Genomic DNA, 13,485 nt, shown 5'->3' with positions numbered 1-13,485 from the left:
AGTTTTGTGCCCGCGTCGACGATAGCCGCTGTGGTGAGACGACGGGGACGTCCAGATCTGATCATAACGCCATCCTGCCATGTCCGATTGCGTCCACGCCAAACTAGAAGTAAGGTTAGCCTTACTACCATCATACTGACGGGGCCAACATGACAGATTCGATCAACCTCACCCAAGACGAGCTCGCAGGACTACTCGAGGTACTCAAACACCCCGATCATCAGCAGGGGCTCGAGGACCGCTATCTGACCGTCACCGCAATTGAGCACCGCGCACGAAAACTCACTCGTATCTCAGCGACGATTTCTGGCGACGACCCACTCAACGAATGGACTCTGGCAAATCCCACGGTCCGCGTCGCATTGCCGGAACCACCCGAGGAATTCGCCGCAATCCCCGGGGTACCAAAGACCACGACGCGGGTATACACACTCGTGGAAATCGATCCAGCAACCCGCACCGCGCAAATAGACCTCGTAGTGCACGCCGAAGCTTCTCCTGCGATGCGCTGGCTAGCGCAGCTCAGGATTGGCGACCGCATTGACATTGTCGGACCACGCCCGCACCGCACCCCCGGTGAGGGCACCCCGCGGGTGCTGCTTGCCGACTCCTCTGCGCTCCCCGCGGCGACGCGGCTCCTGCGCACCATGCCCCACGTGGACGAGACTTTCGTCTTTGCTGCCGTCCCGGAGGATGAGTTTGCTATCCTGCAACAGGAGATCTCCGCATTAGCAGAACCCATCACCGCGTTTCGAGTAGAGCCGCACGGCCAATACCCACTGGCCACTGCTTTCGCCGAATTCGATCTCACCACTGACGCCAGCGTGTGGGCGGCCGGCGAACGGGAAGATATGCGCGAAATTCGCCACCGCTGCAAACACCATCTCGGACTACTGTCCGAGCAAACACAGGTATTCGGCTACTGGAAATATGGGATGACGAACACCCGGCTGGACTTCGCCAGACTCCGGGCAACGCAAAAGGGGCTCGCAGCGGGGCGCGCATTCACCGATACCGACGACTTCGAGATCGAACTGTGAACGGCGAGACAAGAATTACGAGCCTGAAATCCGACAGATTCTCCACTCGTGCTCTGCTGACTTTCGTTGTACTCGGCGCGCTGGGCGCGATCATCGTCCACGTATCACGAATTCTCGGGGTCGCATTACAAGCCACGGTCCCGTGGCTAGCATTCCCGGCACCAGTCCCCTGGTTTCTGGGGATCCTCATCGCCGCCCTGCTGATTCAACGCAGCGGCGCGGCGCTGCTCACCTCGATTGTCACAACCGTCGCAGGCTTCGGCGCACTCGCCCTGTGCGCGGGCATCGTCATCGAACTCACCTTCTTCATTACCAGACGGTTGCGCTCACAAACCCAGCCCACCTGGCCCCCTGCCCGGTCCCAGTTCTGGCTGTGGTGGGCCATCCTGGCCTGCGCAATCGTGAGTCTGATGAGCTTCGGTTTCATGTTCTTCTACCAAGAGTTTCTGCTGCTAGACCCCAGCATCAAGCTACTCGCCCTCATCATTCGGGTTGGACTTGGCGTGCTCTACGGGTGGGGCGCCTGGGTCATGACCATCGGATTGCTACGTGCAAATGTGAACCCACAGCGCATCGTCGTCGCATGAGCCTCCCGAACTCGGCCGACCCTGGCCGCTACAACGTACGGATACAGCAGTTCACAATCGCCTACGATGGCGCAAATCCGGTGCTCAATATACCTTACCTGGAGCTGGTCAGCGGGAGCTACACGCTCATCACCGGACCCACCGGTTGCGGTAAGTCAAGTCTGGCACACGCACTGGTCGGGGTGCTTGAAGATATGACGACAGCTCGGGTTGCAGGCAGCATCAGCATGAACGGAACCCAGCTTGCAACCCTAGACTCAGCCCAACGCTCCGGTACGATCGCTGCGGTCTGGCAGCGCCCAGAAACCCAGCTTTTCGCCAGCACCGTCTTGGCAGAAGTCCGTGCCGGCCTCGACTTCCAACTCATAGCACCCAACGAGGCCACGTTCAGGGCGCGCAGAGCCCTGCACCTCGTCGGTCTGAGCCACATTGACGAATCCCGTAACCCACTGACCCTCTCGGGCGGCGAACAACAGCGACTTGCCCTCGCGTCAGCACTCGTGCTGCGAGCGCCTATCCTGGTGCTCGACGAGGTCGCGTCACAGTTGGATCGCACCGCAAGCCACCGGCTCGGAAAAATCATCAGGGAGATTCGGTCCGCTCGCCAGCTCACCGTCGTGGCGTTCGACCACCGTCCGGACCCACATCTGGAACATACCGATCGGGTCATCGTACTCGATGAGAACGGCAGAATCGCGCTCGACGACAAGCCCGCCAGTGTATACGGTGAGAACGTAGACTTCTGCCGCAGAATCGGCGTGCATCTACCCGCAAAAGAGACCTCGAGCAGTGACACAGACTTCGGCGCGTTGACCGTCCACCAGACAGCACCCGGTCTGACAACCCAGGCTCTTACGGTCGCCAGACGCAGCGCACTGTTGTTGCGAGACGCCACCCTCACACTTCCCCGAGGAGCAATCGCGCTGCTGCTGGGCCCAAACGGCGCGGGTAAGACCAGCCTGCTGGATGCGCTTGCCGGCGAGAAACGCGGGGTGCGCGGGCACATCGATCCGTCACGGCGGGTAAGGCTCACCAGAGGCATTGGGTACCTGCCACAACGCGGGAGCGAGCTCATGTTCGCCCACACCGTTCGGACGGAGCTACACCTGGCATTACCACCGGGGGCGCGTTCTAGTGCCGCGGAGATCGACGATATGTTGAACCGGGCGGGGCTCTTGTGTCTGGCCGAAGTGCATCCGCAGCACTTATCGGGCGGGCAACGACAGCGGCTCTCGGTGCTCCTCGCCGTCGCCGGAAGACCGGCATTTCTCCTGCTGGACGAACCTACGAATGCACAGGATGTGACTGGCACAGCACAGATTCGTGCGCTGTTAGCAGGAAATGCTCAGGATCGCGTCGCCGTCATCGCGACGCATGATGCGGGCTCCTTCCGCGGCATCGCCACTCATCACATCGAGCTACAAACCGGAATCGTCAAAGGGGTCTGGCAGATATGACCCGCTTCAACTCCCGCAGGTGGGTTCCGCATCCGCTGATTATCGTATTGCTCACCGTTCCCGCACAGCTCGCGGTATTGCTCGCCCAACGGCCCTGGTTCAGTATTACAGTGCTGGCGTGCTGTCTCTTGGTGACAGTGGTGACGAAACCCCGCTTTGCCGCTGTCTTTATCGCGGCGGCTGGCGCGCTATCCCTGGTTCTTTGGGTCGGGATGGGCCTGTGGCTGCCTCTAGAGGCCGCGACGAACGGGGCGTTGCGTATCGTTGCACTCAGCGCCCTACTCGTGGTGCCGTTTTTCTATGTGAACTGGCCGGTGCTGGCAGACTCGTTGATTGATCGGTTCCGTGTTTCCTATCGGGTCATGGACACCGTGCTACTCGGGGAACGTTTCACTATGCTCATGCGAGCTGACCTGCGCACCGCCCGCAGGATGGCTCGACTACGTGCCCGCGGGAGCATTCGTGGACAGACGCGATTATTACTGCGGACGACGCTGCCAGTTCTCGTGGCAAGTTTCCGGCATAGCGATGAGCTCGCTCTCGCCCTGGACACTCGTGGTTTCGGTGCCCATCCGAAACGCACGGTCCACCAGAGTCGACCGCTCCGAGCGTTCGAGCTGGCTATTCTCATCGCAGTATGGGTATGCAGCATTTTCATTGCCGTATTCCTCGAAAGAATGTAGAGGTGCCTGACAGGCAGCTTGCCCCCTGATCAATTCCAGGCAGCTTCGTATTGTTAATTCACCAGTTTGACGCCAGAGCCGCCCTCCCGGTGCAGACCGGGCCCGATCCCGACGCTACTGAACTGCGGTAATGAGCCGGAAATAGACTTGATAGTGGCCCCGTCAGTGCCCCACTAGGACCGTCGCTTCGCCGGGGCGGCCGCCGTGTCGGAGAGCACGACGCCCTCCGTGTCGTAGAGGCGCACTGGAAACTCGCTTGCGCTACTCATTCCGGCGGTGAATAACCAAGTATCTGTGTTGCCGTCATGTTGCACAAAAGCCACCTCCGCCAGGTCATCCTGCGGGGTGCATCTTCGCCAGGCACGCAAGCATCAGCAATACAGAGCTCGACATCCGCGCCCCGGGAAGCATCCTCCTGCACTGCTGAGTTGCTGAGTCTGTCAACCTTAGCTTGCTCCCGTAGTGCGACCCGGCTTTCACCCAGCCCAAGCCCGAACCGGCACGATCCTTCCAGCCCCCTACAGATCTATCAACGCATAACTTCGAGCCGACGATGCATCTCCCGTGAACCATGACTGTAACGCCAAACCAAGAGATTGACATGCTAAGTGCGGTGGTAGGCTCTGCCCAAACAGTATGGTCAGGCTGCGATTTTGGCCGGTGAAACTAAACCTGGATCCACCGATTAGATAAGCGATGTGCAGTTGCGACGCTGAGGAATCGATGGTGCGCGGTTGAGCGTTTTGGGGTCGTTGATGTCTCCCGGCCTGGCACCGGTTGTGTCCACTGATGGGTTTCCGAGCATTCCTTTCTGCTGCTCGGCCGGGCGCCCCTTTTCGGGCTGGGTGGTCACGGTGTGGCCAGCTGTGGTGGGCTCAGCGTGTTGTGCCATAGCCGGTCAAAGGCGGTGGCCCATTTCCAGTGCGTAGGTAAATGCAGGATCAGTTTGCGAGCCCGATGCGCAATCCGGGCGGGAATATTGACCAGTTTCTGGCGCAGGCTGACCGTTCTGGCATTGACCAGCTTGCCACCGGCAACACTGCCTGCTGCTCGCAGCAGATTGTGGCTGATGGCCGCGATGACTAGCCAGGCCGCGTTGGCATAAAACCGCCCGGAGGGCATGTGGGCTAATGGCCCGGCTTTGAGATCAGCAAAAACCTGCTCGACGACGGCATGTTGACGGTGGACTTTGTCTGCAGCCACCGTATCCAAGACAGATTGTTCGACGGTAGTAAAGAAGGCGTGATAACGGAACGTGTCAAACAGCTGGCCTTGAGCGGCTGCCAGTTTGGTGGTATTGAGTTCCGGGATGCGGCGGACCACCAACCGGCCAGCCAGTTGCTCCTCTTGGGCTTTGGACGAGAAGGCGGTGAAATCAATTTCAGCCACCTGCGCATCAGAGATCCATCGACCCGTTTCGTCGTCATAGATCGCCTGTGGGTAATTGATCCCTCTCCAGGCCTCGGCCGGGATGTGAGCAATAGCTTTCTTCACGGCAGCGTTTTGGGGCAGGGTCACTGAGTAGTGGACTCCAGCCGCGCGGACTGCTTTGGCGACGTTGGCACTATAAAAGGCCGAATCAAACCGCGCCAACACAGGGGTATCGGGATCGATGATGCGTTTGGCAGTGGCCAGGCTGTCACTGACTAATTTGTCAGCGCCTCGCACCGAATGAGCTGCCCCTTTGCGTAACTGCTGACCAAGCACCAGCGGTGCTGCTTTGGCTGTGGAAATCGTGGCGGTCAATCCGTTGAGGCCGCGCAGTTTGTTATAGCCGATTCCAGCACCGTGTTTGTTGGGCGAAAAGACTTCAATAACCGTGTCATCCACGTCGACAAAGACCATGTCACCACCGGTGCCATCCGGTGACCTGACCGGCAACAAGTCCGTGTGGTCACTCAGGTTGGTCAGAAACCTGGAAGCGACTGCGGCTAATTGTTTCACATGCCCATGCGTGTATTCGCGCAGGTGTGAGCCCAGTGTTGAGGGCGCATACACCCGATGGAACAATGATTTCATCCCACCATGCCGCAGCAGATCCATGTCATCGATGCTGTCGGCACCAGCAGCCATCCCAGCGACCAGCGACGTGATCTTCGTCCCTGGATTCGCACCCTTATCGGCCCCAGTATTAGCCACCGTGATCCACTCATCAGCTAAACGTTTCAGCCCCGCAGACTGCGCCAACCGCAACACGGGAGCAAGCCCAGCCGACGACACGAGATTCGGTTCATCAAACGAATAGGCAATACCAGCAGCACTGTGATTGAATAGCATCTCAGAGGTGCCTTTCTGATCCTAGAAATAGTGGCGTGAACAACTACTATTATTCCAGGTCAAAAGGCACTTCTTCAGTTAAACCGCCGAACTCACACCAAATTTATCGGGCTCATCGCAAATGAGAGTGTAGAAGCGGTCTGAACCCTCCGGTATCCAGCAGTGCCCGCAGCAGGTAGTGGCCCAGATTCCGGAACCCCAGCGCGGTGCCTCTCAGATGCTCGAGACGACCGTTGATCGCTTCAGTCGGCCCGTTGCTTGTTCCGGGTCGGTCGAAGTAGGCGAGCACATCGGCAGCTCTGTGTTTCAGCGTTCGCCCCAGCGTCGTCAGCTCCACCAGCGCCGCCGGGACTTCTGCAGAGAGACTCGTGATAACGGCCCGCATCCTCGCGCGTCCTCGCACTCGGTCGGGGTCGCGGTACGCGGCCACGATGCGCTGGTAGACCCACCATGTGACATCGACCTGGGTGTGTTCCTCGGCAGCGAGCACCGTCTCGAGCCTGCTGGTCTGCTTGCTGGTGAGCAGGTTCGCGCCAGTGAGCAGGACACGACGGATGCCGTAGAGCGGGTCCCCGGACCGGCCCCGGTGTCCGAGTGTCTCCTGCTGGATCCGCTGCCGACACCGCTGGACAGCACTCCCGGCCAGCACGACGACGTGGAACGGGTCCATCACCGGGGTCGCGTCGGGCAGTTCTTCGGTCGCGGCTGACTTGTAGCCGGCGAACCCATCCATCGCGACGTCCTCAATACCGTGACGGAACGCCTGCGATTGGGTCGCCAACCAGGTCTTGAAGACCTTCTTCGACCGGCCTTCGACGATGTCCAGTAACCGGGAGGGGCCTGTCTTGTCGCGGATCGGGGTGAGATCGATGATGACAGTGACGAACTTGCTGCCGAACGGCGTATGCCGCCACACATGCTCATCGACCCCGATGACACGGACACCGTCGAACCTGCTGGGATCATCGACCAGCAGCTGTTGGCCGGTGGCGAGGATAGCGGTGTTGACGGTGTGCCACGCCGCGCCCAGGCCCGCAGCGATGCGACTGATGGACATCCTGTCGATGACGAGGCATTTCAGCGCCCACAGCACAGCCGACCACGACAGCTTCGCCCGTGGCGCGGCGACCGGGGTGAGATCTTCCCGCCAGACGCGTGTGCAGGTCGGGCACCGGTAGCGGCGGACTCTCACGTGCAGGAGCGTGGGTCGCCAGCCGAGGGGGACGTGGACGAGCCTGCGCACCGCGGTTCCGCGGGGGATGCCTTCTGCCCCGCACGCGCGGCACCAGGAATCGGGATCGTCGGTAGTGGTGCGGCATTCCAGGACTGCGTGATCGATATCGACAGCTTGTCCTGTGATGGTCAGGCCGTGGGTGTCGAGGAGGCAGAACGCGTCGAGATCGGGGGTCGTGAAGCTAGGCTTGTCCATGTCGAGGTCTTCCGGATGGAGAGTGTGAGAACTTCCATCTTCAGGGAGACCTCGACGTCTACCCCGGCAGCGACACGGACGGATCCCCGGCACCAGGCTGTACACCCTCAATTACGAAGAGCCATTTATCGGTGGATCCAGGCTTACATACTGGGTGGTGACACTGCCACGCTCATGTCGACCATGGCGCGGAAGCCACGACGGATTGCATTAGTCAGGCGCCCGATCAGTCTGGACCACCCTGTCTTTCCTGTTCATCTTAGGCTACCCTTAGTTACTGGTGGCAACTAACCTGGATTGGCGGTACTGAATGGAGAAGCAAATTGGCGGTCGTCCTCGTCAGATCGAAGTCGAGGATATTCTTCGAGCGAGCCGAGCGGTCGGAATGCGGGCATTGAGTCTGAACGCCGTTGCCAGTCGACTCGACGTATCGGCTGCCGCACTATATCGCCATGTTGAGGGACGCTGGGGTCTTGAACGTCTGCTAGGCGAACAGCTTCTCGGTGAATTGCAATTGCACGACGATCCCGCCCATGACCCGGTGCAACACTTACTGTCCTTCGGGCTGCAGTTGCGCGAGCACAGTATCGAGCATCCCGGTTTGGTCACCTACCTTCAGACACTGTTTCCGCGGGGCGAAGGTGGCCGGGCACTACTCTCAACCGAAGTCGAAGCGCTTGTTCGACGCGGCTATGCACCAGATGCCGCCATTGTGCTTGCAAGTGCCGTTGCATCCACGACCATCGGATATGCGGCGGCAGAAGAGTCCCAACAACTGCACGCTAAAGAACTCGATGCGCAACGAACTCACGCAACGCAGGGACTCCTAGCGGATGCTCACCTGCACCAACCCCACAGTGTGCTACCGCAGATTGACTCGGATTCATACGTGCGCTTACTACTGACCGCAGCAATCCGGGGGTTCGTTGACATTGCTCCGCCGGGACGCGACGTGGAAATATTTTTGGCAGAACTACGAGCTATAGGACAAGGAATCTGATGGCCAAGCGGGGATTCAACGGTGTGCTCATGCGCACCTTCGGCGCACAGGACCACATCGCCACGGTTATTGACAAGGAATATCTCACCCCAAAATATTTGCGGATACGGTTGGTTTCACCGACTCTCTTTGACGAAGCCGAATCAGGGCCCGCAGTATATTTACGGTTTTGGTTTCCAGATCCTGACGGCAGCGGCGTTGAACACCAACGCGGATACACTATCGTCGAAGCGAACGAAGACACCGGTGAGTTCACCATCGATGTTGTACTCCACGAGCCCAGCGGTCCCGCTTCGACTTGGGCCGTGGCTGCTAAGCCGGGCATGCGCGTGGCGGTTATGGCTTTGGGTTCAGTCAAATTCGAAGTTCCTGAGGAATTGCCCGCTGCCTACCTACTCATCGGTGACTCGGCATCGATCCCGGCAATCAATGGCATCCTGGAGACCATTCCCAAACATCTCCAAGTTGACCTCTATTTGGAAGAGCATGACCCGGATGACCAACTGATTCCGCTCACCTCCCACCCGCGGCTCACCACGCATTGGGTGCCGTACCGTGGCCCCGAAACACTTGCAGCTGCGATCGAACCCCGTGACTGGTCGAATTGGTACGCGTGGGTTGCACCTGAGTCCGGAACATTAAAACATCTTCGGCCTCGGTTACGCGATGAGTTCGGCTTCCCGAAATCCGAACTGCATTTGCATGCGTACTGGGTTCGGGGGCGGGCAATGGGGAAGAATCGTTCACAAGACGAGGCGAGTACGACATCGCACCCCACACCAGAAGCGACCACCCCAGCAGAGCCAGTTCAGATACCCCAACAAAACGATGAAATGACCGGAAAACAGGCAGCGACCAGCCAGTGGCGCTCCCAATCTGGTCGACGCCTCCTCAAACCCCTTAAATCAACATTCATAATCGCGGGGGTGGTGCAAGCGCTGGTTACCCTCATGCAGCTGGCACCATTCTTTCTACTTGTCGAGCTGTCCCGCATGCTCCTCACCGGGGCAGCGCGCCAGGCACTAATATCGGTCGGGATCTGGGCAGTGGTCCTCATCGGGGCCGGTGTGTTGTTCTCGTCAGCATTATTACTGTGGCTGCACTGGATCGATGCCAGGTTCGAGCGGGAGTTGCGGGGCAGGATGCTGCGTAAACTCTCACGTCTGCCGCTTGGCTGGTTCGACTCACGCACGTCGGGGCAAGTTAAACAACTCGTACAGGACGATACATTCGCGTTACATTATCTTGTGACACATGCGGTACCGGATGCCGTTGCAGCTGTTGTTGCACCCCTCGGGGTGCTCGGGTACCTTTTCGTCGTTGACTGGCGGATGGCACTACTGCTCTTTGTACCGGTGCTCGTCTATATCATCACGATGTACATCATGTTGGTGCAATCTGGAGTCAAAACCGCGCAGTCGCTCCGTTGGGCCGACCGGATGAATAGTGAAGCAGGCAGCTATCTGGAAGGTCAACCCGTAGTGCGAGTATTTGGCGGAGCCACAGCGTCGACCTTCCACAATCGACTCAGTGAGTACATCGCGTTCTTAAACGACTGGCAACGACCGTTCAACGGGCAGAAGTCACTCATGGATCTGGCCACCCGCCCCGCAACTTTTCTGCTGGTCATAACGTCATTCGGCACACTTTTTGTCACCACGGGCAGTATGGATCCGGTGGCCCTACTCCCGTTCCTCTTCCTCGGGACGACCTTCGGCGGGAGATTGCTTGGGATCGGCTACGGCCTATCAGGTCTGCGCACCGGACTCTTAGCCGCCAAACGCGTGCAGCTCGTACTCGATGAACGTGAGCTCGAAGTGGAAAACCCAGTCCAAGCGGATGTCAACAACGACCCGATGACATCCCCTGCGACGGCATCCGGCAAGGTGACCTTCGACAAGGTGAACTTTTCGTACGTTCCGGGAGTTCCAACTCTGGAAGACATTTCTCTCACCCTCCAACCGGGGACTGTTACCGCGTTGGTGGGGTCCTCTGGATCCGGAAAATCTACCCTGGCAGCACTACTAGCGCGGTTCCACGATGTTGATGCGGGCTCGATCCGGATCGATGGACAGGATATCCGGGGGCTCACCCCCGATGAACTTTATGCTCGTGTCGGATTTGTGTTCCAGCAGACGCAACTTGTGCAAGGCACCGTACGCGACAACATCGCACTCGCGCAGCCCGAAGCGACTGATGAACAGGTGGAACAAGCGGCCCGTTCCGCCCAACTTCACGACCGTATTCTACGCATGCCCAACGGGTATGACACACTACTGGGGCCGGATGCGGCACTGTCAGGTGGCGAACGCCAGCGCCTGACAATTGCTCGTGCCATCCTTGCGGATACTCCGATCCTGGTGCTCGATGAAGCCACCGCCTTCGCTGATCCGGAATCGGAATACCTCGTGCAGCAGGCTCTCAATCAGCTCACGCAAAACCGTACGGTACTGGTGATCGCGCACCGCTTGCACACCATTACCGCTGTCGACCGCATCGTTGTCGTTGACCACGGCCGCGTAGTCGAAACCGGCACTCACAAACATCTGCTGGCTTGTGGCGGACGATACCGCCAGCTCTGGGACGCAGCTGGCTCCCACGCTTCCCACCACGGCGCCCACACCCCGGTCTCACACGCCGCTTCGATTGAGGACACCCAATGATTCGCACCTTACTCGCGCTCCTACCCACCGGTAGTACTCGAGCTGTCATCGCCCATCTCATCCTCACCGTAGTAAGTGTCATCATGCGGGCCGCCGGCACAGTGCTGCTCGTGCCCCTGATAGCCGCACTTTTCGGTGTGCAGCCCGCCGATGCCTGGGGCTGGGTCGGGCTGCTGGCGCTTGTGACCGCCGTCGGCTGGGTGGTCGACTGGTATATTTCACGCATCGGTTTTAATCTCGGTTTTGGGTTGCTTGACGAGAGCCAGCATGCGATTTCTGAACGCATCTCACGTATCCGACTCCAGTGGTTCACCGCGGAGAACACCGCTACGGCTCGCCAGTCCATTGCGGCGGCCGGACCCGATCTCGTGGGCATTATCATCTACCTGGTGACCCCGATCCTGGGGGCGTTACTACTGCCTATCGCCATCTCAGTGGCACTCATCCCGGTGTCCTGGCCACTTGCACTTGTAGCATTAGCCTTCGTTCCGGTACTGCTCGGAGCGTACTGGGCGGCGGGACATTTCAGCCGGCATGCAGACCGTGAGGCTGCAACAGCAAACAGCGAACTGACCGAAAGGATCGTGGAGTTCGCTCGCACCCAGCACGCGCTACGGGCAGCGCGGCGCATTGACCCAGAATGCAGCCAAGTCGGTCAAGCACTGGCGACGCAACACGGCACGACCCGCAAACTGTTATTTATGCAGATCCCGGGGCAACTTATCTTCAGTATCGCCAGTCAACTCGCCCTGATCGCCCTGGCCGGCACCACCGTTATCCGCACCGTGGATGGCAATCTCACCGTACCCGAAGCAATCGCGCTGATTGTCGTCATCGTCCGTTACCTTGAACCGTTTACCTCTCTTGCTGAGCTCAGCGGCGGCGTTGAGACCTCCGCACGCACCTTGCGCCGGATCAAAACGGTGCTAGATGCTCCAACGACGCCAGCGGGCAACGAGCAATTCAACGCCACCACGCCGCCACGCGTCGAGTTCAGTGATGTGCGGTTTAGCTACGCAACTGGCGATGCTCCCGTACTTGATGAGCTCAATCTGGTCCTAGAACCCGGCACAACGACAGCGATTGTCGGGCCTTCCGGGTCGGGTAAGAGTACCATCCTGACGCTGCTGGCTGGATTGCATAACCCGTCGGCGGGAAGTATTCTGCTTGACGGTAAGAACGTGAGCCAGTTCGATACCGCATCACGACGGGACGCGGTGAGCGTGGTGTTCCAAGAACCGTATCTTTTTGACGGTACCGTGCGTGACAACATCCTCGCCGGGCAGCCCAAAGCCGGGGATGCTGCCCTGGATACTGCCGCCCACCTGGCGCGAGTGGACACGGTTGTGCGCCAGCTGCCCGACGGCTGGGACACCCAAGTGGGCGAAGCGGGCGCCGCACTTTCCGGCGGTGAACGCCAGCGAGTTTCCATTGCCCGCGCCTTACTCAAACCCGCTCCCCTGCTCCTGGTGGATGAAGCGACCAGCGCCCTCGATACTGAAAACGAGGCGGCCATTACCGCCGCCCTCACCAACGATCCAACACCGCGCACCCGTGTGATTGTCGCTCATCGACTCGCGAGCATTCGAAAGGCGGATCGTGTGCTGTTCATCGAAGATGGCCGCATCGTAGAAGACGGAACCGTGGACGGGCTCCTTGGTCCCGGTGGTCGGTTCGCCGAATTTTGGTTGCAGCAAGACGCCGCCAGCGGTTGGCAAATCTGAGCGTGCAGGTGCTTTGCCTACCTCGAAGCCAACTTATCAGGCGCCGCAACTGTCCCGGCCTGGGCGAGCAGCACCTCAGATACAAGAATGCGGCGACAGGCTGCGGTCAACGGCGGGGATGACGTTGTCACTCATGTGGTTTCCTTCACTCTGAGGATGAGAACTGATACTTCAGCACGCCTACGACGTCGCCCACCCAGCATGACGTGCACGAAAGGGCGTGCATATGAGCTTGGCTAGCCATCACGCGACCTCACCCGCCGGATAATGGTGTGTCGGTGCGGATTGGCAGCCCAAGCATCCCCAGCATGCCCCGGGCAGTTGCCCGGATCGACCAGCAGAATCGCTCCTCGGGCGAAAGCGCTGCGGTGGCGAGCGCCCCGGCACGCACCGTCGATACCGCGGCGCTGAGCGATGTGGAATCTCGCACTTGGCTGTGCGAACGCGGATTTACGGCGGCAAGAGCTACCGCGTGCTCGGCGATCGTCGAAACCAAAATACTCGCCTGAGCCGCAGAGATGCCGTAGCGTTCCGCGAATTCAGCTTGCGAGCGGTCAATGCGTCCAACCGATACCGGCGTAGCGGAGCTCAGCCTCGTGAGGTGTTCGGCGATGCCAGGATTTGT

General features: G+C 59.5%; 9 protein-coding genes and 1 pseudogene. 7 read left to right on the top strand and 3 right to left on the bottom strand.

Annotated elements, in window-relative coordinates; translation table 11 throughout:
• Nucleotides 1-149 precede the first annotated feature (149 nt).
• Genes ACT3SQ_RS18080 through ACT3SQ_RS18065 form a run of 4 tightly spaced genes read left to right on the top strand, consistent with a single transcriptional unit; the run spans nt 150 to nt 3,767 of the window.
• Complete coding sequence (locus tag ACT3SQ_RS18080; RefSeq protein ID WP_006821245.1) at nt 150-1,040, top strand: siderophore-interacting protein; 891 nt, start codon at nt 150-152, stop codon at nt 1,038-1,040.
• Complete coding sequence (locus tag ACT3SQ_RS18075; RefSeq protein ID WP_006821246.1) at nt 1,037-1,627, top strand: hypothetical protein; 591 nt, start codon at nt 1,037-1,039, stop codon at nt 1,625-1,627. The genes ACT3SQ_RS18080 and ACT3SQ_RS18075 overlap by 4 nt, the downstream gene beginning before the upstream one ends.
• Nucleotides 1,624-3,084: an ATP-binding cassette domain-containing protein gene (locus ACT3SQ_RS18070; RefSeq protein WP_006821247.1), complete on the top strand. Its 1,461-nt coding sequence runs from the start codon at nt 1,624-1,626 to the stop codon at nt 3,082-3,084. Before ACT3SQ_RS18075 ends, ACT3SQ_RS18070 begins: the two co-directional genes overlap by 4 nt.
• On the top strand, nt 3,081-3,767 hold the full coding sequence (locus ACT3SQ_RS18065) for an energy-coupling factor transporter transmembrane component T (protein ID WP_025388378.1): 687 nt from the start codon (nt 3,081-3,083) through the stop codon (nt 3,765-3,767). Before ACT3SQ_RS18070 ends, ACT3SQ_RS18065 begins: the two co-directional genes overlap by 4 nt.
• 849 nt (nt 3,768-4,616) lie before the next feature.
• Here the strand turns inward: ACT3SQ_RS18065 and ACT3SQ_RS18060 are convergent.
• Together ACT3SQ_RS18060 and ACT3SQ_RS18055 are read right to left on the bottom strand one after the other, a co-directional pair.
• On the bottom strand, nt 4,617-6,044 hold the full coding sequence (locus ACT3SQ_RS18060) for an IS1380 family transposase (protein ID WP_006821979.1): 1,428 nt from the start codon (nt 6,042-6,044) through the stop codon (nt 4,617-4,619).
• A 112-nt stretch (nt 6,045-6,156) separates the two neighbouring features.
• Nucleotides 6,157-7,473 carry an ISL3 family transposase gene (locus tag ACT3SQ_RS18055; protein WP_101601755.1) on the bottom strand — a complete coding sequence of 439 codons (1,317 nt, stop codon included), beginning with the start codon at nt 7,471-7,473 and terminating at the stop codon, nt 6,157-6,159.
• A gap of 310 nt (nt 7,474-7,783) precedes the next feature.
• On the opposite strand from ACT3SQ_RS18055, the gene ACT3SQ_RS18050 reads away from it, so the two are divergent.
• From ACT3SQ_RS18050 to ACT3SQ_RS18040, 3 genes are read left to right on the top strand one after another with little or no spacing between them, the layout of a single operon-like run.
• Complete coding sequence (locus ACT3SQ_RS18050; protein WP_101598864.1) at nt 7,784-8,473, top strand: TetR family transcriptional regulator; 690 nt, start codon at nt 7,784-7,786, stop codon at nt 8,471-8,473.
• Complete coding sequence (locus ACT3SQ_RS18045; protein WP_180959783.1) at nt 8,473-11,136, top strand: ABC transporter ATP-binding protein/permease; 2,664 nt, start codon at nt 8,473-8,475, stop codon at nt 11,134-11,136. Before ACT3SQ_RS18050 ends, ACT3SQ_RS18045 begins: the two co-directional genes overlap by 1 nt.
• A complete protein-coding gene (locus tag ACT3SQ_RS18040; RefSeq protein WP_444601538.1) occupies nt 11,133-12,860 on the top strand; it encodes an ABC transporter ATP-binding protein in 1,728 nt (575 codons plus the stop codon). The genes ACT3SQ_RS18045 and ACT3SQ_RS18040 overlap by 4 nt, the downstream gene beginning before the upstream one ends.
• 253 nt (nt 12,861-13,113) lie before the next feature.
• On the opposite strand, the pseudogene ACT3SQ_RS18035 reads toward ACT3SQ_RS18040, so the two are convergent.
• Nucleotides 13,114-13,485: pseudogene (locus tag ACT3SQ_RS18035) on the bottom strand (TetR/AcrR family transcriptional regulator); the annotation flags it as partial.

The sequence above is a fragment of the Brachybacterium sp. AOP42-C2-15 genome (assembly GCF_052377065.1).
In the GTDB taxonomy this organism is placed as follows: domain Bacteria; phylum Actinomycetota; class Actinomycetes; order Actinomycetales; family Dermabacteraceae; genus Brachybacterium.
Note: the sequence above shows the minus strand (reverse complement) of the source record. Positions and strands in the feature narration are given on the sequence as shown.